Annotated in this window: 22 protein-coding genes and 1 riboswitch; of the genes, 13 read left to right on the top strand and 9 right to left on the bottom strand. The window is 63.7% G+C overall.

From position 1 onward, the window contains the following. Positions 1-92: 92 nt before the first annotated feature. The 3 genes from MMSR116_RS06340 to MMSR116_RS06330 form a co-directional block, all read right to left on the bottom strand. Positions 93-515 (bottom strand): hypothetical protein, encoded by a 423-nt coding sequence (locus tag MMSR116_RS06340; protein WP_010683325.1) that lies wholly within the window; start codon positions 513-515, stop codon positions 93-95. A gap of 112 nt (positions 516-627) precedes the next feature. After that, positions 628-978 carry a DUF1622 domain-containing protein gene (locus MMSR116_RS06335; RefSeq protein ID WP_010683324.1) on the bottom strand — a complete coding sequence of 117 codons (351 nt, stop codon included), beginning with the start codon at positions 976-978 and terminating at the stop codon, positions 628-630. Between the two features lie 12 nt (positions 979-990). Further along, positions 991-1491, bottom strand: a complete 501-nt coding sequence (locus tag MMSR116_RS06330; RefSeq protein WP_202882065.1) for a DUF1622 domain-containing protein — start codon at positions 1489-1491, stop codon at positions 991-993. A 699-nt stretch (positions 1492-2190) separates the two neighbouring features. Next, positions 2191-2300, top strand: a riboswitch (SAM-I-IV-variant riboswitch). A gap of 32 nt (positions 2301-2332) precedes the next feature. Here MMSR116_RS06330 and MMSR116_RS06325 point away from each other — a divergent pair. Beyond that, entirely contained in the window at positions 2333-3037 is a 705-nt protein-coding gene (locus tag MMSR116_RS06325) for a hypothetical protein (RefSeq protein ID WP_010683321.1), read from the top strand. A gap of 1116 nt (positions 3038-4153) precedes the next feature. Here the strand turns inward: MMSR116_RS06325 and MMSR116_RS06320 are convergent. Then, entirely contained in the window at positions 4154-5620 is a 1467-nt protein-coding gene (locus tag MMSR116_RS06320; protein WP_051072152.1) for an MFS transporter, read from the bottom strand. Positions 5621-5948: 328 nt separating this feature from the next. On the opposite strand from MMSR116_RS06320, the gene MMSR116_RS06315 reads away from it, so the two are divergent. The 4 genes from MMSR116_RS06315 to MMSR116_RS06300 all read left to right on the top strand — a co-directional run bounded on the left by MMSR116_RS06315 (position 5949) and on the right by MMSR116_RS06300 (position 10020). Beyond that, complete coding sequence (locus tag MMSR116_RS06315; protein WP_010683318.1) at positions 5949-6866, top strand: LysR family transcriptional regulator; 918 nt, start codon at positions 5949-5951, stop codon at positions 6864-6866. 304 nt (positions 6867-7170) lie between these two features. Further along, positions 7171-8478 carry an MFS transporter gene (locus MMSR116_RS06310; protein WP_010683316.1) on the top strand — a complete coding sequence of 436 codons (1308 nt, stop codon included), beginning with the start codon at positions 7171-7173 and terminating at the stop codon, positions 8476-8478. 288 nt (positions 8479-8766) lie between these two features. Further along, a complete protein-coding gene (locus MMSR116_RS06305) occupies positions 8767-9414 on the top strand; it encodes an RraA family protein (RefSeq protein ID WP_010683315.1) in 648 nt (215 codons plus the stop codon). Positions 9415-9651: 237 nt separating this feature from the next. Continuing rightward, positions 9652-10020, top strand: coding sequence for a cupin domain-containing protein (locus MMSR116_RS06300; protein WP_010683313.1), 369 nt, complete (start codon positions 9652-9654; stop codon positions 10018-10020). 447 nt (positions 10021-10467) lie between these two features. On the opposite strand, the gene MMSR116_RS06295 is transcribed toward MMSR116_RS06300, so the two are convergent. From MMSR116_RS06295 to MMSR116_RS06275, 5 genes are all read right to left on the bottom strand, one after another. Continuing rightward, entirely contained in the window at positions 10468-11352 is an 885-nt protein-coding gene (locus MMSR116_RS06295) for an alpha/beta hydrolase (protein WP_010683312.1), read from the bottom strand. 6 nt (positions 11353-11358) lie between these two features. After that, positions 11359-12351 carry an ABC transporter substrate-binding protein gene (locus MMSR116_RS06290; RefSeq protein WP_039892825.1) on the bottom strand — a complete coding sequence of 331 codons (993 nt, stop codon included), beginning with the start codon at positions 12349-12351 and terminating at the stop codon, positions 11359-11361. 60 nt (positions 12352-12411) lie between these two features. Further along, positions 12412-13239 (bottom strand): ABC transporter permease, encoded by an 828-nt coding sequence (locus MMSR116_RS06285; RefSeq protein ID WP_010683310.1) that lies wholly within the window; start codon positions 13237-13239, stop codon positions 12412-12414. Between the two features lies 1 nt (position 13240). Next, positions 13241-14011 (bottom strand): ABC transporter ATP-binding protein, encoded by a 771-nt coding sequence (locus MMSR116_RS06280; RefSeq protein WP_010683309.1) that lies wholly within the window; start codon positions 14009-14011, stop codon positions 13241-13243. A gap of 176 nt (positions 14012-14187) precedes the next feature. Then, positions 14188-14982 (bottom strand): SDR family NAD(P)-dependent oxidoreductase, encoded by a 795-nt coding sequence (locus MMSR116_RS06275; protein WP_010683308.1) that lies wholly within the window; start codon positions 14980-14982, stop codon positions 14188-14190. 292 nt (positions 14983-15274) lie between these two features. Between MMSR116_RS06275 and MMSR116_RS06270 the strand changes: the two genes are divergently transcribed. The 8 genes from MMSR116_RS06270 (at position 15275) to MMSR116_RS06235 (ending at position 24416) form a co-directional block, all read left to right on the top strand. Continuing rightward, a complete protein-coding gene (locus tag MMSR116_RS06270; RefSeq protein ID WP_010683307.1) occupies positions 15275-15958 on the top strand; it encodes a GntR family transcriptional regulator in 684 nt (227 codons plus the stop codon). Between the two features lie 611 nt (positions 15959-16569). Continuing rightward, entirely contained in the window at positions 16570-18246 is a 1677-nt protein-coding gene (locus tag MMSR116_RS06265) for a methyl-accepting chemotaxis protein (protein WP_010683306.1), read from the top strand. Positions 18247-18467: 221 nt separating this feature from the next. After that, positions 18468-19427 carry a bacteriorhodopsin gene (locus MMSR116_RS06260; RefSeq protein ID WP_244625609.1) on the top strand — a complete coding sequence of 320 codons (960 nt, stop codon included), beginning with the start codon at positions 18468-18470 and terminating at the stop codon, positions 19425-19427. Between the two features lie 65 nt (positions 19428-19492). Beyond that, positions 19493-20392, top strand: a complete 900-nt coding sequence (locus MMSR116_RS06255) for a Brp/Blh family beta-carotene 15,15'-dioxygenase (RefSeq protein ID WP_010683304.1) — start codon at positions 19493-19495, stop codon at positions 20390-20392. A gap of 365 nt (positions 20393-20757) precedes the next feature. After that, entirely contained in the window at positions 20758-21027 is a 270-nt protein-coding gene (locus MMSR116_RS06250; protein WP_010683303.1) for a DUF6894 family protein, read from the top strand. Positions 21028-21040: 13 nt separating this feature from the next. After that, positions 21041-21343, top strand: a complete 303-nt coding sequence (locus tag MMSR116_RS06245; protein ID WP_010683302.1) for a DUF6894 family protein — start codon at positions 21041-21043, stop codon at positions 21341-21343. Positions 21344-21665: 322 nt separating this feature from the next. Next, the gene (locus MMSR116_RS06240; RefSeq protein WP_039892965.1) at positions 21666-23954 is read left to right on the top strand and encodes a PAS domain-containing sensor histidine kinase; all 2289 of its coding nucleotides are present in this window, start codon (positions 21666-21668) and stop codon (positions 23952-23954) included. Positions 23955-24023: 69 nt separating this feature from the next. Further along, positions 24024-24416: a response regulator gene (locus tag MMSR116_RS06235; RefSeq protein WP_083920205.1), complete on the top strand. Its 393-nt coding sequence runs from the start codon at positions 24024-24026 to the stop codon at positions 24414-24416. Positions 24417-24533 lie beyond the last annotated feature (117 nt).

The raw sequence follows: 24533 nt of genomic DNA, 5'->3' as shown, positions 1-24533 counted from the left end.
TCGTCGGCGAGCAGGCGTTGCGCGATCTGACTGAACGCCCATCCGCTGCCGCGCCGCTCCAGGGCCCAGTCGAAGTCGTACCGGTCGTTCGGTCATTCCGACGGGACTGGCGGAGCATTGGGCAATGCTGCGACGCAGGCCGGGATGCGGGAATGCTCCCAGGCGACCAGCACGGTCCCGTGGCGGGTCATGACCTCGGACATCAGTGCTCCGGTCTCGGGTTTGGTGAAGCGTTCGTCGTAAGCGACCGATCCCCCGTCGCGCAGGACGGCGTGCAGGGGGGCGACGGTCTGCTGCGACCTGCGGCTCTCGCTGCCGGGCGCGACCGCCGAGGTGAAGATCGCGCCGGGAGTGGGGACCGGCGCATCCGCGGAGCGGAAGAAGGGAATCAGTGCACCGGCGCGCTGCCAACCGCGCACGATGAGGCTATGCCGGTCGAACCGGCCGTCGCCGTCGATCCCGGGCTCGTCGTGCTGCTCGGCGTGGCGGATGATGAGGATGCGATCGGGGCCCATGAGGTTCCTTGCGGCCTACCCGTCAGCTTGTCCATGGGATCCTGGGGCGGAAAGACCCGGTCCTGGATTCATCCACCCGGCGCATTTCGACCCAACCCCTGGCCTATGCGCTTTAGGGGGCAAGGCGTCCTCGATCGTGATCTTGAGGGACCTCGAGAACGGCTGTCTCGCGCACGAGCGCCTGTTTGACGAAGGTGCGAAGCGCGAACACCGCCACGAACATCAGGATCGCCTCCCAACTGCGCAGCTCGATCGTCTTCAGCAGGGTCGCGGCCGTCTTGAAGCCGAGCGCCGCCACGATGCCGTCCGCGACGGCGAGGCGCGCCGAGACGATGCTACGGCGGCTTCCAAACCCCGCGGCGAGCCGTAGCAGGCCCCGCGCGCAGCCGAACACCACGAGAAGGCCGCCGCCGAACTCGATCAGCGTCGCCATGGTCCGGATCCAGGCATCGAGCTGCGGCATGGGCACGGCGCCTCAGCCCGGATCTGCGGCCGGGCCGGCGGCGGGTCGCCGTTCCGCCTTGTCGATTTCCTGCTGGAGGAAGTAGTTCAGGACCGTCCGGATCGCCGCTATGGCCGCGAGCTGCCCGATCTCCGACCAAGTCGGGGCCACGGCGGTGCGCAGGATGTCCGCCCCCAATTCGAACTCGAGCGCCACGGCGAGCCACCGGCCCAGCCTGAGCCGGACCTGCTCCTTGGCCGCCTGCGGGCCTTCTCCGGTCTGGCGCGCGGCCAATCCTGGCACGAACAGCAGCAAGGCGGACAGAACCGCCTCGATGGTGGCGAGCCCAATGATCAACGCGGCGGCCGCCTCGGTCCCGACTGCGAGCCAAAGCGTAAAGGCCTTGATCGTTTCTTCCATTTCGCACCTGTTCGCCGGGCGGGCGGGCGCTGGAACGGTGTTGCTCCGCCTCATCGGAGCGGAGTCGGTCCGCAGCCGAAGATCCCGTGATGAACGGCCGAACAGGTTCTGCAAGATGTGTTTGCCGGTTTTGCGGCAAGACCCTGCGCATCACAAGGGACCCGAGCGGACGAAAAGTTGGCCGGCGAACGCAGGTCGGCCCGGGCCGAGCGCCGCAGGCCCATCGCGACACGTTCCCAATGTGCGATGGCGTCGCTAACGGCTATGGCAAGCCCCGGCTGCATGTGCGAGGCTTCGGCCCGTCCGGGCCAGTGCCGATGCTCCCAGGCCAGCGGGACGCCGCCTTGGCCCCGCGCCGAACGGCGCGCCCCGTCCAAGCCGCGACTTTGGTCCGGTCGACCGGCTCGGCGCAAAGCGCCACGAAGTCTGTGGCCGGGTCACCCGGCAGGGACCTGGGCCATTGCCCGGATCCGCCGGAGTGCCGGATCTGCCGCCGAAGGTGCCACCTTCTACGACATACTATCGGGCGAAGATCCGGCACGCGACTCGATCGCGATGATTCCGGAAGAATCATAATTTGGTGCGCAGTTCCCCCCCCCGTCCATCTCGCCCGCTTCGTAGTTCAGGCGCATGTCTGCTTTCCTGCAGTCCAGGCCCGGAAACAGCCATTCCGCTTTCGGCCAGACCCGGTCATTCACGACCGCTGAACTGCCAATAAGCAGACGATCCGTTCTCCTGTTCAGAAATTCGCCCTCGGCTTGTCCGTATACACGCCACCTTCGTTGGCGGCTGCGACCATTTCTGATATGCTTCTGCGTGCATCGCGATGAGGCTGGCGCCTCGACCAACCTGCCCGCCGTGGCGAAGGTGGTGACCGGGAAACCGGGATGCGGCCGATTTAATCGGCAACAATAGCGGGAGTGCCAGCCTCCAGCCGTGTTGGATGGAGATGCTCATGATCCAGCGGACACCATTAGCAAACCTCATCCAGACCCAAATGCAGAAGCTCGGCCTCAGCGACGAGGCCCTCGGCTGCAGCCTCGGCTATACCAATCCCACCAAGGCTGCTGGACGAGTTCACGCGCTGTGCAACGGCCTGCCGCTCAGCGCGAAGAGCCATTTCGCCCTTAGGCGGCTTCCCGCTGCTCTGGACATTGATCCCGACATCGTTGTGCACGCCGTCTCAGACACGGAACGGCTGATTGCACTGCGTAAGCAGGCAGCAGAGGAGCAATGTCGTCTTGAACAGGAAGCTGAGGATGCTGCTTGGCGGGCGAGCTTCCAGCCGCAAGCTGTTATTCTGACCGAGCACACGATCCCGACCCAGATTACGATGTGCGGTTTAACAGGCGGCGCGAAGTGCCGGCGTATAATTCCGCTTGACCTGACCCAGTCGCCGGTCACATTCATCCAACAGGCACTAGACGCATTGCCACAGCAGACCGTGGCCGGCTCCGATGGTGGACGGGGTGTGCTGTTCTTCGGCGAGGCGTTCGGACTTATTATCAACTACGCGCCAGATGCGGCGCTGCGCTGCAGTCTCAAAGGCGAGCCGTTGGAAGTTCTCGATAAGGCGTATCGGCTGGGCGAGGTGCGCTTGTCTTTCGGTGGCGGTGCGCTCGAACCAAGCGCAGTGTCACGGGTGCTCGGCCTCCGGTGAGCCACGAACCGATGCTCACCGTCACGAGGGCGCCGCCGCTTCGTGACCTACAGAGCACGGGCCCCGATCGCCCATACGGCCGTGTGTCCAGGCAACGCCAAGTTAGAAACCCACGAAGAGGGAAAGACAAATGTCGTCGCGTCCTGCCGGTGTGCAACACCATAATCCGCCGTTGTTGCCTCCAGAAGAGACGCAGCACATGTATACGCATGTCCGAGACTGGATGGGATCCTTGGTAGAAAGAGGGCAGTAGATTGTCGAGTTCCAGCCGAACTTCGTAGGAACGACTAAATCCGTAAAAACCTGGGAATACCAGAATGATTTTGTTGAGTGCATGCTCAACTTCTAAGCTCGCTGGATCCAACGTCGATGCGTCGTACCTGTTGCTAGGAATAATGAAATAGCGTCTGCTATCTAGCGGCACTTAGACCGTACCGCCTCTTATCGTAAGGACGTTTGGGTTAGCGTTCGTCGATTTGTACCTCAGTAGACTCGGCTGAAGTCATTAAATTTCTAACGGTATAGTAGTCAGAAGCTTTATTAATACCAACGGGTCCGGCAGAAAAACGTCAGCGAACCCATGAAATGCCAATAGGCAGCGTTTTGGGAGCGATTAGCTCATGCGGCCAAAAAGTAACTGGTGGCCTCGACTGCATCGGGTGTGCGCATTATTTTCAGGCGATAGGCCGCCCCTATTTGAGCAGGACGAAGGTCGAACGTTGATATACGGAGTTCGGGGGTTTGCTCTCGGAAGACGAGGGTCTTTCCGGCAGCCGCGACCTAATCGTGTCTTGCATAACAGGCCAAGACAACCGAGATGCGAACTCCTGACCTATCTCGGACTCTCGGAAGGTCCGCTAGTCGGACACCTGAGCTGCCCTGAATGACCAAACTTGGCCGAAAGCAGTTCGTCCGCTTTCGCGTTGACGATGTGCGGAAGCAGACGTCGTTACGGCGAGTTGCGGTTTGCGGCCCCTTCACCTCAGTCCTTTCCGGCGACTCGTTCCCACAGCTTGCGCCTTCGCAGCCCGGGATCGGCGCAACGTCGTTAGCCGTCCTCGGTCTCGGCGCAGGCCGCGCTACTGCGCCGCGCGCGCCCGAGACCTCCAGCAGATCCTACAGGCGGCGCAATGGAAGGGTCCAAGCGAGCGCGGCGTTGAGGAAGGCGAAGACAGCGACCGTTGCGAAGGCGGCGGAGAAGCCGCCGGCGATATGGTCTGCCGCCCGGATGCGCTCAGCCTCAGGCAGTCCCGCCAGCACAGACGGCCCGTGTCGAACCGCGTCCGCGAACGCTTCGGAGGCCCCGTACCGCCTCAACGCCGCGAACAGGCCTCCCGCCACCAGCGTGACACCGATCGCCGAGCCAACCGAGCGCGACAACTGCACGGCGGCCGATGCTGCGCCCAACTGGTCGGATGGGGCCTGGGACTGCATCGTGATCTGGGCCACCGGCATCGCCGAGCCCTGAAATACGGCCACAACCGCCAGCAACGCTGGGAGGCCCCAGGGCCCGAGCACCGCGTTGGCGAGACCGGATCCGAACGCCACGAGCAGCAGACCCAGCGCCGCCGCCGTCTGTCCTACCGAAGGGAAGACGGCCACGCGCCCGGTGCGCGAGACTAGCCACCCGGTGATCAGTGAACCCAGCCCAACCGTCGCCGTCAAAGGCAGCATCATCAAACCGATCTGCCCGGCCGACGCACCATCCACCGCCCGCAGGTGGAGCGGCAGGATCGTCGCCTCGCTGACTAGCAGCGCGCCGGAGCAGGCGGCCATGGCGTTGGCCCGCCACATGGTCGGGCGCCGCAGAAGTTTCAGCGGGAACAGCGGCCGCGCCGCCCGCCGCTCCCACCACCCAAGCAGCACGACGCAGATTAGAGATAACGCGATCTCAGCCAAAGCGGGGAAGGCCGTGGTGACTTCGACACCCTGCAGTCCCTCCAGCGCCAAGAGGAGCGGCACGACCGCTCCGGCAAACAACAGCAGCCCTGGCCAATCGAACGCGCCCGACCCGCCGCCCCCGCCCCGGGCGGGCAGGCGTAGCGCCAGCAGCATCGCCAGCAGGCCAAGCGGCAGGTTCACCAGGAACACCGAGGGCCATCCGAACGCCTGCGTCAGCGCCCCGCCAGCCACCGGCCCGAACGTTGACGAGGTCACGATAACCGCGGCCATCACGCCCTGCGCCTGCCCGAGTTGGTGGCGCTGGACGTTCTCGGCCAGGAGCGCTTGGCACAGTACCATCAGGCCGCCGCCACCGAAGCCCTGGAGTATCCGCGCCCCGGTCAACGACAGGATGCCTGGGGCGCAGGCGCAGAGCGCGGACGCGGCGACGAACAGCGCGAGCGCCGTCAGCAGCAGACGACGCCGGCCGAGGGCGTCCCCGAGCCGACCGTAGACGGGCGCCGCCACGGTGCTGGCTACGAGGTAGGACGCGACGACCCAGGTCACCCGCTCCACCTCGCCGAACGCGCCGGCCATGGCGGGCAGGGCCGCGGCGACGATAGTGCCGTCCACGACGGCGAGGAATGTCGGTAGCAGGATGGGTGGAAACACCCGCCGGAGCGGTGGGTTCGTTGGCGTCATTCCAGAGCCGGATCCGCTGCGGTGGGCCTTGTGACCCGATACGGCTGTGTAAACGCAACGTCGAGATGGCGGTCAGCAGCGACCGGCCATCACCTGCTGCGGGCGGGCGGCGTCAACGACGCCCGACGGCCTAAATCGGCAGGCCTTGGCCGAAAGCCGCTGGTCCGCTTCGGAGAAGGCCGCTCGAAGACGCGGACATTCAGCGTGCCGGCCGATGTCCCAAAGCACTTTTTGCGGAAGCTCAGCGCCCTTACCGGGCACCTCGATACGTCCGACTACGTTTGGACAAATGGCCCCACGGCCGAGCCCGGATGATGGTTAAGCTGAAATGCCGAAGCGGATCGCCTTTCGTCACCTGGATGCGTTTCTGATCTTGGCCCGCGAGGGCAACGTCAGCCGGGCGGCAGAGTTGATGGGCATCGCACAACCGGCTTTGAGCCAGCAGATCCAACTGATCGAGGCTCGGATCGGCACGCCACTCTTCGAGCGAAACGCGCGGCCATTGCGGCTCACCGACGCCGGCCGGTACCTGCACGCGGAGGCCGCCAGCTTGGTCGATCGGTTCGAGTCTGTCGTCGCAGAGGTGCGCCAGATCGGACAGGGCAAGCGGGGTTGGCTCGGCATCGGGTTCACGCGCTCCGCCATGTACGATTTCCTCCCTCCTGTCGTGCGCGAGTTCAGCTTGAACCATCCGGATGTGGAACTTCGCTTGCACGAGATGCTGACCGAGGACCAACCGGACGCGCTGCGGGCGGGGACGATCCATCTGGGATTATCGCGCGATCCAGTCGAGACACCGGGCTTGATGCAGGAGGTTCTGCTGCGGGAGGATCTCGTCGTGGCTCTGCCGCGGCAGCACCCCTTCGCCCAACGACGAAGTCTAGGCTTGCCGGAACTCGCCGAGGAGGCGTTCATCCTGTTCCCAAAGAACCCCGCCGCGCGTTTTCCATCGCGCATTCTGAGCCTCTGTCGCGAGGCTGGCTTCACCCCATCGGTGGCCCAGGAGGCATTCGAGATCCAGACTGCGCTCGGCCTCGTCGCGGCGGGCCTCGGCGTGACGCTCGTCACCGCTGGCGTGGCGCGCCACATCCGCTCCGACCTGACCTTCAAACGTCTGGAAGGCGGGCGCTCAGCCTTCGAGACCCTGCTCGTCGCGCTCTATCGCCCGGGCCCGCGCGACTTGCCGCTCGAAGCCATGCTCAACCTGATGAGGCCGTCTACATGTCGCGACGCGCGCGCCGGTTGAGGGTGATCTCGATGGCATGAGCGCCCATGCTTGTATAAGTCCGACCTTATATCAGCAATTAAAATCGGTCTTGGACGGCCCTGACAGCTTCTGAGATGACTGCCATCAGAAGCAGACACCACGCAGGCACCCCGACTAACGGTTCCGCCCGGCGAGCGACGCGCGGATCGCTGATTGGGCCATCGAACGCCGCCTCCGATCGGGGCTGAGATAGCGGCGCGGTCAGCTGCAGCCAACCTGAGTTGAATCGCCGGGTCCCGCACGCCACGGGTTCAAACAAAAAATCTCGATCTGGGAGGGACGCATGAGTGACGACATCGAAACGCGCACGATGCGCCGCGTCTACTGGCGCCTGATCCCGTTCTTGTTCTTGCTCTTGGTCGTCAATTACCTCGACAGGGTCAATATCGGTTTCGCGGCTCTGCGCATGAACGCCGATCTCGGTCTGAGCGCCACCGCATTTGGGTTCGGAGCCAGCATCTTCTTCGTCGGGTATGCCCTGTTCGAAGTGCCCTCGAACCTCATCCTGCACAGAGTCGGCGCGCGCGTCTGGATTGCCCGCATCCTCGTCAGCTGGGGACTGGTCTCGGGCTGCATGGCCTTCGTCCAGGGCGAGACGAGCTTCTACGTTCTCCGCTTCCTCCTCGGTGTCGCTGAGGGCGGGTTCCTGCCCGGCGTCGTGTACTACCTCACGCAATGGTTCCCGATCGAGCATCGGTCGAAGGCCAATTCGGGCGTGGTCGCGGCGACAGCGCTCGCCTCGGTGGTCGGGTCACCCTTATCGGGTGCGATCCTGACATACATGCCCGAGGCCCTCGGCCTGCGCAGCTGGCAATGGATGTTCCTCCTGGAGGCTGCGCCGGCCGTACTGCTGGGGGGAGCTGTCCTGATCTGGCTCACGGAGCGACCGGAGGCGGCGGCTTGGCTGCCGGCTGACGAGAAGGCGTGGCTGACACGGCGCCTGCGCGACGAGCAGACCGGCACGGCAACCCACGGCGACCTTGCATTCTGGCAGGTCGTGCGGCTGGGACGCGTCTGGGCGCTGGCCGCCCTGTTCACTTGCTTCCTGACGGCACTCTACGGCGTCTTGCTGTGGCTTCCGCAGATCATCAAAGGGTTCGGGGGCTTGTCCGATGTCCAGGTCGGCCTGATAGCGGCGCTGCCGTTCCTGTGCGGAGGTGCCGCGATGCTACTCTGGGCTCGCCACTCCGACCGCGCACGGGAACGCAAGTGGCATCTCGCCGCCTCGTTGGCCTTGGGTGGCATCGGCCTTCTCGGCAGTGCCTACGCACCGAACAACACCATCAGCTTCGTGAGCCTTTGCTTCGCCGCCGCGGGCATCTGGGGTGGCCTCGGCATCTTCTGGAGTTTGACCGGCGACTTTCTCTCAGGCGGAGCGCGCGCCGCAGGCATCGCCCTCATCAACACGCTGGCCCAGCTTGGCGGCTTGGTCGGACCTTGGATGACCGGCGTGATCCGCGACTGGGCCGGAAGCTTCTCGGCAGCACTTGCCGCCATGGCCGGCGCAGCCTTCGTCGCCGCACTGATCGCCGCGCTCCTCAGCGACCGCATGGCTCATCCCGCGCCAGCTGCGACGACCGTGGCAGTCTGACATGGACGCCGCAATAGGTGCGCAGATAAGGCTTCGCTTGGAGGGCCGAGTGCTCCAATCCATCGATGCTGCCGGCGCCTGCACGCCGAAACTGACGGTCGGCGCCGTCGGGAACAAGCTGCCCTATCACATGCGCCGAACCACGCGGTCATGCTGCGCTGGAGATCGGGGATGGGTTCGTGTGGATTCCCCGCCATGCCTTCGCATCCGAGGCGATCCGGCGCTGAAGACATGTGAGTTGATTTAGGGTCGCATAATCTTCTGACGAAGCTGAAAAGAAACTCAGATATGTCAAATATCGATCATAATCCGCTACCGCCTGCCGTGGATCCGTCGATCCTCGAGGCGTTACGGACGGCCGCCACACCGACGATCAGCGACAACCTCGATCGCTTGCCCGGCATCGTTGGACTGCGTCCTTTTCATCGCGGTGGCAAGCTTGTCGGCACCGCGCTTACGGTACGGGTTCGTGCCGGCGACAACTTGGCGATCCATCAAGCTCTGAACTTGGTCCGCCCCGGCGACGTGGTCGTGGTCGACGGCGGTGGCGATATCAGCCGCGCCCTCGTCGGCGACATCATGAAGGCCATCGCCGAGAGCCTTGGAGCGGCAGGCTTCGTCATCGATGGTGCTGTTCGCGACGCGAACGCCTTCAAGACGTCGGACTTCCCCTGTTACGCACGAGCCGCAATCCATCGCGGCCCTTACAAGATGGGTCCCGGTGCGATCAACATCCCTGTCTCGATCGGAGGCTGGACGGTCAATCCAGGCGATGTGGTCGTCGGCGATGAGGATGGCGTGGTGACGTTCCCGCCAACCATCGCGCCGAGCCTCATCGAGGCGGTGCGCGCCCAAGAGCGGCGCGAAGCTGAGGTCCTGCAGATGATCCGCGAGGGGCGGTACGACGGTCGATACGGCAAGGTAACCGCGCCTTGAGACGCGCGCCGGTCCACACTTCTGAGCTCAGAACGACTGACGGAGAGCTGCTAGCACACACCTTCAGGCAAATCGCCCGGTCCGAGACTGTTGACTGACGGCACGCCTCCCGGTGGGAACAGCTCTGATGGAGTTGTATCAGACAAAAATGAAAGCGTCACCTGCGTTTGGCTAAGCATCAATCCTTGAACATTTGTCTGCCCCATCTTCGCGCGACTCTTACTGAAGGAGGCAATCGTGCGCCAAGCCGATGAATTTCATAATCTCGACAATCCAACGGACGGCCTACTGCGTGAGCTTGCGCCTGGACTGACCACACGCATCTTCGCGGGTGAACAGGCGATGCTGTCGATCGTGTCACTTGAACCGAACTGTGCTGGCACGATGCACCACCACCCGGAGGAGCAATGGGGTGTGCTCCTTGAGGGCACGGCGGTCCGGATCCAAGGTGATGAGGAGATTGCCGTGAAGAAGGGTGACTTCTGGCGGACGCCGGGCGGTGTTCCACACACGATGAAGGCGGGGCCGGAGGGGGCGCGGGTCCTCGACATCTTCGCACCACCGCGGCCCGAGTATAGGAAGGCTGGCCAAGGTTTCGGAAGCTAAGAGGCCGATGCTTCGAACGCAGAGGCCGATCAGAAAGCGACGATCCGCTTAGTGCAACCGAATGCCTGCTACGGAGCGCCGTCTCTGGTGGCGCTCACGGCACAATCCGAGTCCGAAACACAGGTACAGCAGCGTCCGCTTCCGGGAGCAGTCATCGATGATTGCAGGGCGGCCATGGGCGCTCAGCGGCCGGCTAGATCTGGCCGATTGCGGCTTGTCCGCTTCTGAACAGGAGACCAGAAAAGCGGACGCGGTTGTAACCCTCGCTCACGACCCTCCTCTGCCCTTCAGAAGTCCGCTTGCCGGCAATCTAAGCGGTCCTGATTGACTGACCCCGGCCAATTGCGTACCGCCTGCTTCGAAGCAAGCGGTACGATAGACACGCCACCAGCACACATTGACTAAAGGTTTCGTGACAGCTCGCTCATCTCAAGTCGCTTATCAATCCTAAATCTCTATAAATTCAGCCATCGCTGTCCACATCCGGTGCCTCATGATGCCAAGTGGTGTGCAGTGGGCGACATCCGGGAGCACGGCAATACGTTTGTCGCCGGTCGGGAGGCGTTGGAAAAAGGCGACGATGTCGTCGAGAGTGGCGATGCCGTCGTGCTCGCCACGCACGATGAGTGTAGGAGCCAGGATCCGCTCAGGGTTGGCCAAGGGCAGGCGCGTGGTCATGTCCAGGTAAGTGCCGGTCGGAACCGAGTTGCCGAGCGACATCTGCGCCTCGGCGCAAGCGCGCGCGACCTCCGGTGCCGTTGTGCCCGGCTTGTCGCGCAGGAAGATGCCCTCGATGAACGCAAGATCGATCGGGCGGCGGTTCTGCGCTCGGAAGGTCGCGACACCCTCGCGCCGCTTCGCGAGCGTCGGCGCTCCCTTCCCAGTCCAGACAAACGCGTCCAGAACGAGGCGTTCGACACGATCCGGGAACGCCTGCGCGAAGCCCGCTGCCCTCAACGCGCCCGACGAGAGGCCATAAATCGAGACGGATCGGGTGCCGGTCACGTCTCGAATGAGATCGGTCGCCGCTTCAAGATCCGCGACACCGCAGGCGACGTCCGAGTTGCCCCCCGTGATGGTCGATCGGCCGTAACCCTCGTGATCGAGCGTCCAAACGTCGTGGCCGCGCCGCGCTAGCCAATCCATCATCGAGTAATCTGGATGGTTCGGCACGCTTAGGTCGAACGTCGGGAGAGCCGACATCGACGATCCATGCACCAGCACGACCGGCGGCCAGCCGGAACCGAGGCCATCCTGGCCTCGCTTACGCCATAAGAAAAGTGAGACGTCGTCCTTGGATGCGCGGTGTTCGGAGCCGATGATCTTGTCCATGGATATTCACCGCGTGGCGGGCAAGAAATCGTTGGTGAAGGTTTTTGTAGGGTCAATCGCGCGCCCGCCGGCGGGCTTGATGAAGTCCACGACCTTCTTGGCGCCCTCGATACTCATGCGTCCGTCGGGACTCCAGATCTGGCGCACCACCTCGTAAGCATGATCATTCGCGGCGACGTCCATCTCGCGGAACTCCTCTCCCATGATCCGCTTGCCCCGGGCGGGATCGAGCAGGATCTTCTGAGCCTCCTCGAAAACCGCGACCGTTTTACGGACGATATCCGGCTTGTCTCGGGCCATGTCCGGATGGGTCACGACCGTCATGAAGACGAGGTCGCGGAACTCCTCCATACGGCCGTCCATGAGGCTGATCAGCGTCGAGCCGAGCCCGCGCTCCTCGACCATAACCCCCGCCGGCTCAAAGGGCATCGCGGCATCAATGAGCCTGCTCCGCATGGCGCCGACATAGGTACCGGCGTCCGTCCCCAGGTAGACCATCTCGATGTCACCCGGCAGGTTCAGCCCGTAGCGCTTGGCCAGCACGCCGAGCATCTTCTCCCCCGACCCGCCCGCGGACGGCGTGCCGACCCGCTTGCCCTTCAAGGCGCGAACCCGATCCTCGAGCGATTTGTCCTTTGCCGCCTCGTACAGGGCCTTGGAGACGATGACGTTGTTGAGCGGTCGCGTCGTGACGTTGAAGACGGAGAGCACGTTTCGGCCCTGCGCGGCGGCCGTAATGACGTGCTCGTAGGTCAGGATGCCGAAGTCCGCCTCACGGCCGAGCACCGACTGGAGCGCGAGGGATCCACCCTTAACGTAGGTTACCTCGGGTTTTAGCCCGTACTTTTCGAACAGCTTTTCTCGGATCGCGACGTAGAGCGCACCTGCGTAGTAACCGTGCCCGATGTTCGTGATGCGCACCGTCTCTTGTGCCAGGGCTGGGGTGAACATCGAGACAAGACCAAACACCGCGGCCACCACCCCTCGTAATTTCACCATCGTCTCCCCCGGTGATGCGGCCAGCGTACCCGTGCGCTGGCCCGTCCGTATCGCCCGCGGTCAGCGGCTCACGATCTTCCAGCGCTCGAGGCGGGCCTCGACGCGCTCGACCAATCCGTTGAAGAGCACGGCGAGCGCGGCGATCACGAGCAGCGCGGCGAAGACACCGGCCGTGTCGAACTCACTTCCGGCCCGTTGGACGAGGTAGCCGAGCCCGCGGTTGGACGCGATAAGCTCGCCGATGATCGTGCCAATCAGCGCGTAGGGCACTGCCGTCTTGAGGCCGACGAAGATCCAGGAGGTGGCGGCCGGCAGAACAACCTTCGTGAGGATCTGGCCGCGGCTGGCTCGCATCAGTCTCACCCCGTCGATCAGGTCGGGATCGACTTGGCGCACGCCGGAGAAGGTGTTCACGAAGACCAAGAACACCACCAGCACGGCAGCGAGCGCGATCTTCGACTGGATGCCGAGGCCGAACCACAGGATGAAGAGCGGCGCGAGCGCGACCTTCGGCAGTGCGTTGAAAGCCCAGATGTATGGGCTCAACAGGCGGCTGAAGAACGGCGACAGCCCGAGCCATACCCCACCGATGACGCCTGCCACCGCGCCGATAGCGAAACCAATCACGGTCGCATAGATAGTCACCCAGATGTGGATCGCGATGCTGCCGTCGGCGACCCAGCTCCAAAGGCGCGCCGCGACGGCGAGCGGTGAGCTGACCAGGAATTCGTCGACGAGGTGCCCGGCGGCGAGCTGCCAAGCAAGCAGGAGTGCAAAGCCTAGTGCGGCCTGCATCGCCAGCATTGTCGGCACGCTGGTCTCCGACCACGGCGGGTGCGGTGGTCCGGCGACCTGCTCCTCAGCGAGCGATGGCGTGATCTCGACCATGTCAGAGTCTGCCCTCGTCATATTCTTCGCGGAGCCGCTCCCAGAGAGCGCTGTAGATGTCATGGAATTCGGGGGTAAAGCGGATCTCCTGCACGTCGCGGGGACGGCTCAACGGTATGTCCTGGCACAGTGCGACGCGCGCCGGCCGCCGCGTGAACACAACAACACGATCAGCGAGAGTGATTGCCTCCATCAGGTCATGCGTGACCAAGACGATGGTCTGTCGCCGTTCGCCCCACAAGCGCAGCAGTAGATCGTGCATCGCGATGCGCAGCTGAGCGTCCAGTGCCGCGAAGGGCTCGTCGAGAAGGAGCGTCCGCGGCTCGTAGAGGAGCATGCGCGCCAGGGCGACGCGCTTCCTCATTCCTCCGGACAGCTCACTCGGGAACTTCGTCTCGAAGCCGTCAAGCCCGACCTGTTTCAGAAGCCGGCCGGCCGCCGCGTAGCGCTCGTCGCGTGGGTGCCCCGCCAATTCCAGGGGGAGCGCAACGTTGTCCAGGACGTGCCGCCAGGGCAGCAGGTTGTCCTTCTGAGTCATGTACCCGACGTCAGTGTTCACGTCAGTGACCAGATGCCCGTCGTAGTGGATCTGGCCTCCGCTCGGCTTGTAGAGCCCCGCGGTCATGTTGAGGAGGGTCGATTTTCCACAGCCCGACGGTCCAATCAGCGCCACGATCGAGTGCGCCGCGATGGTTAGGTCGACACCGTCGACCGCGCAGACCTCACGACCGCCCCGACCAAACAACTTGCGGATACCGCGCAGTTCGATCATCTGGACTGCCTCAGGAAATCGTCCGCCGGCGACCGACGCCGGCGTCGGCCCCGTAGAAGTACCTCGCCCGCTCGGAGGCGGCGATCTATTACCCCGCTCCTCAGACGGACACTGACGGCCGTGGCCACCGTCGATCAGGTCGCGGTCCGACGGGCAGAGATCCACGGACCGCGCCCCTACCAGAGTCCCTTGAGACGTCCCCCGTCGAGATTGAGCGAGACACCCGTGATGTAGCTCGCACGCTCCGAGCATAGAAATGCGATGGCGCTAGCTAATTCCTCCGGCTTGCCCATGCGGCCGAGCGCGTTCTTCTTCTTCGCCAACTCACGCGCCTGCTCGTCGGTCTGGACCTCGAGTTCCCGCCGGAGGCCTTCAGCGTGGCGGCGCCAGAGATCAGTCGCCACCCAGCCTGGACAGACAGCATTGACGAGGACGTTATCCGGACCAAATTCAGTCGATAGCGATTTGGTCATGTTGAGGAGCGCACTGTTCGTCATCGCGGAACCGAACATGTACGGATCGGGCTCTTTGCCAGCACCGCCGATGAGGCTTACGATACGGCCCCACTTCTTCTCGCGCATGATCGGCGAGACCGCCCTGATCGCCCGAAGCCAGCCGAACAGCTTCGTGTCAAGCTGCGTCTGCAAGCCTTCATCCGTAAGTTCCGCGAAGCGACCCGGATACATCGTGCCCGCATTGTTCACGAGAATATCGATTGTGCCGTAGGTCGACAGCGTCGCGTCGATAATCGCCTGAATGTCTGCGGGTTTCGTCATGTCGACGACGCGCGACTGGATCTCGCCGCCGGTCAGTTCACGGAGTTCGGCACAAGTCCGCTCCAGCTGCTCCCCCGTACGTGCGCACGTCATGACCTTGACGCCGGCTTGGAGGAATTCGCGCGCCGTCTCGCGCCCGATACCCCGACCGCCGCCTGTCACCAGGGCGACGCGCCCTTCAATGCCGAGATCCATAATCGTTGTTCCTCGCGTTTTCGTTGGCAGATCGGTTTGCGCCTATACAGGCGCAGCTGTGTGCGTCTGTCCGCGTGCGGAGCCCGCGTTCATTGGACGAGTCTTGGCTAGTCGTTGGAGAAAGGGGCGAGCTGCGTAGCCGCCATCGCGGGCGAGGGGCTCGCGCGTAGATCCTCCCTTAAACTTTCGGCGTTTGTTTTCCGATTGGATTTTCCGAAAATCTGCGCGACGCGCCGGACCCTGTCAAGTAGGGGTGTTAGACGGCACGGTGTGCAGTTACGGTGAAACGTAGATGACCGAGACTTCTTCCACGCTTGAGCCGCCGCGCGGGTTGACCGTTGAGCAGACTATTGAGCGTCTGCGTGCGGCGATCCTCGCCGGTCGCCTCGTGCCAGGTCAGCGGCTCGTGGTTCAAGACCTGACGGAGGCGTTCAGCGTCGGTCGTGGTTCGCTGCGCGAGGCGCTACAGCGGCTCTCCGCCGAGGGGCTGATCGAGATCATCCCCAACCGCGGTGCCGTGATCAGGCGCCTATCGCGCAAGCAGGTGCGGGATTTATTCGAGATCCGGGTGAACCTAGAGGGTCTGGGTGCTCGGCTCGCAGCGGAGCGCATCCGCGAGATAGATCACCGGGCTCGCTTCGAGGAGGTTTGGAACGAGGTCAAGGCGTGCGGGGCGGCGCAACCGTGGCACGGCTTCATCCAGCAGAACCGGCTTTATCACCGGACGATTGTGGGCATCAGCGGCAACGAGCGCCTCGCGGAGCTAATCGACAACCTTCATCTCCCCATCGTCATGTTCCAGGTTGGGCAAGCGATGGGACGAGAGAGCATCGAGCGTTCACACGCGGCGCACGTGGAGATCGCAAATGCCATCCTGGCAGGGGCGCCGGACGCCGCTGAAGGCGCAATGCGCGACCACGTTCAAACCTCGGCCGACTGGATCTTGGATTTGCCGGACAATGCTTTCCGGCGCTGATCCTACTAGCCGCAATCGAAGGACAAGCCGAGGCCGGCATCTCGCCTCAACTTGGACGTCTGAAATGGGTGCAAAGTCGAAGGTCCACTTGCGGGCGATGCGCTAACTTCTGGTTCCCACCCTTCTATGACGTTCGCCCTTCTGCACCCTTTGTCCGCTTCGGAGCAGGCCAGCGGCCCCGCTCAACGGCTGTCTTGGCCTCGAAGCGGCCGGCCGGAGCTGGCCGTAGGCGGAACGCCCGCTTCGAAGTAGGTCAGTCGGAAAAGCAGACGGCCTCCTACCGATCCAGGGCAGCCGCCCGGAGCGCTGTCGGCTCTTCCGCAAAGCAGCCATTCGTCGACTGCCCCGCGATTATAGCTGAGCTAGCGAACAACCCTTGCTTTCTATTTTGATATGGATCTGCCAATTTCTTGATCATTTACCTGATCAACATATCTAAATGCGACTAGAGGATGCATGAAACATTATTAACCGCCATGCGCTATAGCCTGTCGTCGTTGCCTTACCGTCAACCGCCGGCAGTCACTTCTCACGTTTGGCTGCGAGCTCGGCGAGACGCGCCGCGGCACGAGTACCCTACACCGACTTGCTGCAGCTTCCCGCAGGATCTCATGGCACTCCACGTTGGCACCCGCATACAGCTCATCACCCTGACCGCTCTGGGCGGCATGGCAGTGCTGATCGGGCTGGCAGCCTTGGATATGTCCCAGACGGTCACGGACGCGCGCGAGTTGAAGACGCGCGACCTCGTCGAGACCGCGCAAGGGGTACTCGCGTATTTCGAAGGTGAAGAGCTCGCCGGCCGGATGAGCCGCGATGCCGCCCAGCAAGCGGCGGTGGCGGCCGTTCGGGGCCTTCACTACGCTGGCAGCGAGTACTTTTGGATCCAAGACATGCACCCGCGCATGGTGCTGCATCCTAAGGCCGACCTGATCGGCAAGGACATCGCTGGGATCGTCGATCCGACTGGAAAGCACCTGTTCGTGGATGTGGTCGAGCGGGTGAAACAGTCGGGCGCGGGCTTCGTCCCATACCTGTGGCCGAAACCGGGTTTGGATCAGCCAGTGGCCAAGGTCTCCTACGTGAAGGGCTTCGCGCCTTGGGGCTGGATCATCGGATCGGGCATCTACGCAGATGACACGGCGGCGCAGATGCGCCCGACCTTGATGCGGCTGCTTGGCGGTGCGTCCGTCGTTGCGGTCATGATTGGTCTTCTAGCGACGATCATCGGCCGGAGCGTGGTGCGACCGGTTCGAGCCATGACGGCGTTCATGACCGGTCTCGCGGCGGGGGACCTGAGTAGAGCGGTGCCAGCCAAGGAGCGTCCCGACGAGATCGGCGCGATGGCTGCTGCCGTACAGGTGTTCAAGGACAACCTAATCCGCACGCGCGCCTTCGAAGCGGAGACCGCGCAGGGCCGCCTCGCCGCCGATGCACAGCGCAGGGCCGGGATGCGCCAGATGGCCGATGCCTTTGAGCGGTCGGTCGGCGGCATCGTCGGCATGGTGTCGTCCTCCGCGACCGAGCTTCAGGCCACCGCGCAGTCCCTGACTATGACGGCGACGGAAACGGCCACTCAGTCGACCACCGTGTCCGCGGCTGCAAATGAGGCTGCCTCGAACGTCAACACCGTCTCAGCGGCGGCGGAGGAGCTGGGCTCGTCCGTTCAGGAGATTGGTCGGCAAGTGGCCGGCTCGGCCGAATTGGCGCAGCGGGCCGTTCACGAGGCCGACCAGACTGGCGCGTTGGTCCACGAACTCAGCGCGGCCGTCTCCCGGATCGGCGATGTTGTCAGCTTGATCTCGAACATTGCGGGACAGACCAATCTGCTAGCGCTGAACGCCACGATCGAGGCGGCGCGGGCCGGAGCCTCCGGAAAAGGCTTCGCCGTGGTGGCCTCCGAGGTGAAGGCGCTCGCCGAGCAGACCGCCAAGGCGACGAGTGAGATCTCTGGTCAGATCGCTCAGATCCAGGCCTCGACCGGACAGGCGGTGACGTCGATTGCCGGGATCACCGGTCGGATCCGCGAGATCAGCGGCGTTGCGACTTCGATCGCAGCCGCGGTCGAGGAACAGGGTGCGGCCACCCAGGAGATCGTCAGAAACATCTCTCGAGCGGCGCAGGGAACCGGTGAGGTGAAGAGTAACATCGCAGGCGTTGCCGGCGCAGCCGAGGAGACGGGTGCGTCAGCGAGCCAAGTCCTAGGCGCTGCTTCAGAGCTATCGCGCCAGTCGGAGCACCTCACTTCCGAGGTCGCCCGCTTCCTCGCCACGGTGCGAGCTGCCTAACGCTTCCTTCGAACGTCTGCTTCCGCCCCATACTCGAGCGGAATCAGATGGGCCGGAAACCATCCAACCAAGCCATTCCAAGGCGCTCGCCAACGCGACTGAAGCTGGCCGAAAGCCGCCTGTCCGCTTGGAAGAACGCCCGCGGGAAAAGCGGACAGTCACCTACCGACCCATAGCGGCGGTACTTGAAGCCCATTCGCCCACCCTGAAGCGGACGTCCGATGCGCCTCGGCTGTAAGTCGTCGGATCACGAACCCGCGACTTCCCTAAGCGGAAAAAAACGCTGCCAAGCCTTTGGCAAAGGCTGCGGCTCAGATTTGGCGCAACTGCGACATTCATCCTACGCAACGATCTCGTTCCAAGCCTCTTGGGCAGGGTGCCGCCACGTTCGTGCGCGGCTCTTTCATCCCTATCCCAATGAGACATCGATGACGCCTCAATTCTGGCTGTGGCTCGGCTTCGCAGGCATGGCGGCAGGAGCTGCCGCGATCCTGTTCATGGCAAAGCGGCGGACACCCGCCGAAGAGGCCGATGGGATCATTCACGGGATCGTGCCGATCATCGCAGCCTGCTCCTACTTCGCTATGGCCACGGGACAGGGAAGTCTCATCCTCCCCGCCGGTCCCGACGCGGCAGAGGCTGCGCGCCAGTTCTACTTCGCGCGCTACATCGACTGGACGTTCACCACGCCTCTGCTGCTCGTCGGGCTCTCGCGCACGGCGATGCACTCTGGCATGCGCCGGCCGGCTGTTGTCTGGGGGCTGATCGGCTCTGACCTGATCATGATCGTGACGGCCCTGGCCTTTGGCCTGTCCGATGTCGCCGCGGTCAAGTGGACGTGGTTCGCCATCTCCTGCGGCGCGTTTCTCGGCGTGTTCTACGGGATCTTCGTGCAGTTGCGTGAGGAGAACGCCTCTGAGCGCGCCGATGTGCGCAAAGCCTTCGTGCGTAATGCCGTGTTCCTCACGGGAGTGTGGTCGGCCTACCCGATCGTTCTGCTTGTCGGTCAGGACGGCCTCGGCATCCTATCGCCGACTGCGGCCCTGGCCGTGATCGCCATCCTCGATCTGACCGCCAAGGTCGTCTACGGGATCATGGCGACCCTGGACACAACGCGCGCCGTCGATCGCGATCTGAAGGACGGATCTGTCGCTGCCAAGCCGCTGCGCCGGGCGGCCTGAAGCGGATGGCGGCTCCGTCGTCTTTCTCCCTCCTCGGGGATGCCGCCGGCGCGAGCCGCCACCGCATGCCTTCACTGTGGCCTCGGCTGCTGCAAGGCGCCGGAGCGCTGGCTGTGCTCGGGCTGGTCGCCTCCGCCTTTCTGCCGCGCGAAGCCTCCTGGCTGGTGGCCCTGACCGCGGTGATCGTTCTCGGCGTTCCCCACGGTGCCCTGGACGGCGCGGTGGCGGCGCCGCTGCTGCGCCCCCGATACGGGCGTGCATGGTTCGGGGTCTTTGCCATCCCGTATCTCGGTCTCTCCGCGCTGGTTCTCGTGGCTTGGCAGGTCCTGCCTCTTGCAACCCTGGCGGGGTTCCTGGCTGTATCGGTTCTGCATTTCGGCGAGGAGGACGCGGGCCCGGGCAGACCGATCGAGGCGCTCGTGCGCGGGGGCCTACCGATCGCCCTGCCAGCGCTGCTACGCCCGGAGGAAACGGCGCAGATCTTCTCGGTCGTTGCGCGTATGCCGATGCCGCAGCTTCCCACTTGGTGGTCAGCCGCAGCGTGGCTCTGGCTTGCCTTGACAGGGGCTTGGCTTTTGACGCGCCAAGCACGGTGGAACGTGCTCGGTGAGATCGTGGGCTTGGCTGCGGCCTTCCTGGCGCTACCGCCCCTAACAGCTTTCACCCTGTACTTCGTCGGCCTACATGCGCCCAGGCACATGCTCGCTCTGGTGCGAGACCCGATCAAGGCTCCTAGCGTTGATACGATGCAGCGGGCCGTCCGCACGTCGCTGCCGATCTTCGCTCTGACCCTCCTACTGGGCGCTGGCCTCTGGCCGCTCTACGCCTCTGGCTCATCTGACGTGTCGGCCAATCTTCTGACCGTGACGCTCCAGATGTTGTCGGCCCTGACCGTCCCGCACATTCTCCTCGACCACATCGCAGCGCGGCATCAAAGCCGTTCAGACTATCAGCCGCCGCGGTGAGCGCGATGCTTCGAGGATCATGTCGGTTGACGCCAAGGCGATCCTCAAAGCCGACCTTCCCCTTTCCACCCTGAGCGGACCTCCCGCTTGCGACCCAACCCAGCCGCCGGGATCAGCATCTAGGCTTCCTATAAGCGGTCATTCGTACGCTGTTTGGCGGCTTCGGCTCGAGGCGGAAAAATGAAGCCTCGTTGATACGGCCGGAAATATAAGCGCTCAATATCCCTACAATCAGATTGAAAACTGATCTGCTTAAGATCGTCGGTCGCCATATGATGCGATATCCGGCTCAATCGCGGGCTTCAATTTGGGCGTACCCGTGAGTGAGGGCCTTCGGCTCCCGCCTTTCATCGGCGGAGAGCAGCGTGCCGCGTTACCACTTCAACGTTCATGACGGCGTGGATGTCCCCGATCCGACCGGCGCTGATTTCGCCGACTGGCAAACGGCCCGCGTAGAGGCAATCCGCAGGGTTGGGGTCATCTTCAAGGATGAGCCGCAGCGCATCGCCCTCGGCGAGGATTGGCGCATGGAAGTAACGGACGAAACGGGGCTGATCCTGTTCCGTCTGGACTTCTCGTCTTCGGAAGCACCGGTCCTGGCGGGCGCGGGGCACAGCCCGCTCGAACAGACCTAACCAAGCTTGCCTCATGCCGCGCTACTTTTTCGAAACCTCAGGCCCCGGCGGCGAATGCCGCGACGAAGAAGGGACCATCCTGCTGGATGTTGACGCCGCCCAGCGTTACGCACGTCGGGCGCTGTGTGAGATCGCGGGCGATTGCCTCAAGGGCGGTCACGTTACCTTCGTGGTGCGCGTGCTCGACATGACCGGCAGCGAAGTCTACCGGGCTTCCATCGCACTCACCGAACCGCACAAATACGGTTCCGCCCCTCACCCTGACCAGCAGGTTCACGCTGCGCCTGCCAACGACGCCGTCGAGCGTCACCCGTAGCAGGCAGTTCTACGTTCAGGGCCAGCTTCTCCAGGCGTGCTTTGGGATGTGAACGGGCATTATGTCGGTGTCTGCTACCGACAATCTTTGCCCGAAAGCGGATCGTCGGAAATCCACCCTTTGCGGCCGTTCCGATAGCGACCCAACCCGGCCGTGCGAGCGATACTCGACGCATCTCAGAAGCAGCCATGGATCGGCCGGCTACCACCTCCGGCTCGGGTGTGAAGCCACCGCGGGAGGACCGCGCCCAAGGGGACATGATCCATCAGCCTCAGATCAGCGTTAGCTCATTATGTCAGTTTGGCCCCAAGGCAGCGGCGAGATGGCGTCGCTCATCCGCGATCACGATTGGGGCGGCACACCGCTCGGGTCGATAGGAGCCTGGTCAGAGCGCCTGAAGCTCATGATCGAGCAGGTGCTCGCCAGCCCCCTCGTGTCGAGCCTCGTGTGCGGGCCCGAGCGCATCCTCGTCTACAACGACGCGGCCGCACGCCTCTACGGTGATCGACATCCCGGCGCGCTCGGCCAACCCCTGCCGAAAACATTCCCTGACACGTGGCCGGTTGTCGCCTCACTCTACGACCACGTGTTCTCGGGCGAGAGCGTACACGTGCCAGCCCAGCCCCTCGACCTGAGGGAGAACGAGATCTTCGATGCATATCTGACGCCCTTGCGCGACGAGGCAGGTGGGGTGATCGCGGCGCACATGGTCGGCTTCGAGATCAGTGATCGGTTGCGTGCCGAGGCGGCGTTGCGCGAGAGCGAAGAACGACTTGCTCGTGCGCTGGAGGGGGGCGATGTCGGGGCGTGGGAACTCGACCTCGTCACGTTGAAAGCTTGGCGCTCACCACAGCACGATCGCATATTCGGGTACAAAACGCTCTTGCCTGAGTGGACGTACGACGTGTTCCTCAGCCACGTCGCGCCCGAAGATCGTGGCTGGGTCGATGCCCGCTTCCAGGATGCGATCGCTACGGACAGACGCTGGAACTTTGAGTGCCGAATTCGGCGCGCGGACGGTAGGCCTGGTTGGATTGGGGCGCAGGGACGGATCGATGTCGGCGCGGGAGGATGCTCCCGACGAATGAAGGGTACGGTACGCGACATCACGGAACGGAAGCAGGGAGAGAGCCTTCTGCGCGAGAGCGAGGAGCGACAGGCATTCCTGCTCCTGCTCAGCGATGCTCTAAGGCCGTTGTCCGATCCGGCCGAGATCCAGCACGCCGCCATGAAGCTGCTGGCAGAGAAGTACGACGTGATGCGCGCGGGGTATCTCGACGTGCACGCCGATGGCGACACGATGACCATGGCGGCACACTACGAACGCGACGCGGTGCCGGCCCCGCCGCAGATCCGGCTGTTCGATTATGGGCCTGATCTTATCGCAGCCTTTCACGCCGGACATACGCGGCATGTGCGCGACACAATCGCCGAAGCCGAAACTGAGGAGCAACGGGCAGCCTACCGGGTGCTCGGCGTCTACGCATGGATCATCGCGCCGCTGGTCAAGGACGGGCGTCTGATCGCGATCGTGGGCGTCGTGTCGAAGACGCCCCGCGACTGGACGCCCATCGAGATCCAACTGGTCACCGATCTCGCGGAACGAACTTGGGACGCCGTCCAACGCGCGCGCTCCGAAACGGCATTGCGCGAGAGCGAGGAGCGCTTCGCTCAGTTCGCGAACTCCTCCTCTGACACGCTGTGGATCCGGGACGGCGCGACGCTCGCCATGGAGTATGTCAGTCCGGCCACCCAGGAGACCTACGGTGTGCTGCCCTCCGCTATCCTAGGCGACGTCGAACGATGGGCTGGGCTGATCGTGCCCGAGGATCGCAATGCCGCGCTGGCGCAGTTGGAACTGGCTCGTCAGGGCAAGGCTAGCGTGCATGAGTTCCGGGTGCGACGCCCGTCGGACGGTGAGGTGCGCTGGATCAAGAATACCGATTTCCCGCTCCACAGCGAGCGCGGTTGTGTGCAACGCGTCGGCGGCATCGCTGTGGACGTCACCGACGCCAAACGGGCGGCCGATCGTCAGGACGTGCTGATCAACGAGCTTCAGCATCGAGCACGCAACCTGCTCGCCGTCGTCAGGGCGATCGCCGGTCGAACGGTGACACGCGGTGGATCAGTTGCGGCGTTCGAAGTCCGGCTGCAGGCGCTCAGCCGGGCTCAGGCACTCCTGAGCCAAGCCGGCAGCGACAAGGTCGAGGTCGGTGCGCTGATCCGGGCTGAATTAGCTGCGCACGCCGATAACGCATGCGAGCGCACCACCGTCTCGGGGCCAGAGGTTCATCTGACCGCCCAGCAGGTGCAGAACTTCGCACTTGCCGTGCACGAGTTGACCACCAATGCCGTCAAGTACGGGGCACTACAGGATGGCACCGGCCACCTTGCGGTCACTTGGGAGGTCGTGCTGGATCGGCGCGAGCGTCGTCGCTTGGCGCTGAATTGGGTCGAGAGCGGCGTTACCATCAGATCGGAGGCGGCGAGACGTCATGGCTACGGCACTGAGTTGATCCAGGAGGCATTGGTCTATGCGCTGGAAGCCAGGGTCGATTACGAACTCAGCGCAGATGGCGTGCGCTGCCGGATCGAGATGCCTGTCACTTGACCTGGGTCAGTGCACGTCCGTCCAGAGGATCTACCGTGGCTCGTTCTTGACATGTGCCACGGAGGGCTAGTGCCCGATCCTGCTCGACCACTCGCCGGCCACCGTATCCTCGTCGTCGAGGATGAGTACCTGATCGCCATGGATGTGAAGCGCTGGCTGATGGCAGCCGGAGCTACCGTCGTAGGGCCTGTCCCCAGCGTAGATCAGGCCCTTGATCTCATCGAGGATGATGGTCTCACCGCGGCCGTGCTGGATGTAAACCTCGGCAGTGGCAATACGGTCTATCCCGTCGCTTCCGAACTGCGGGCGTCCGGTGTGCCATACCTGTTCGCCACCGGGGACGTGAAGTTGTCTGATGAGGATGATTACCGGGGCCGTCCAAGATTGACGAAACCGTACTTGGAGGCGGAACTCGTGCGTGCTGTGACGGAACTCGTTGCAGGATCTACGTCAAGTTCCTGAGCAGATCTTGCTTGGCTAATCACGCGTGAGAGCCAGTAAGCAGACAATGTCCGCTTCCAAACGTGCGCTGCTTGGAAGCGGACCGGCTGCAAACCACCTTGAGCGGCCCCCACGTCT

The organism is Methylobacterium mesophilicum SR1.6/6, assembly GCF_000364445.2.
Classification (GTDB): domain Bacteria; phylum Pseudomonadota; class Alphaproteobacteria; order Rhizobiales; family Beijerinckiaceae; genus Methylobacterium; species Methylobacterium mesophilicum_A.
The sequence above is the reverse complement of the archived record's forward strand: the minus strand, read 5'-3'. Positions and strand labels throughout refer to the sequence as shown.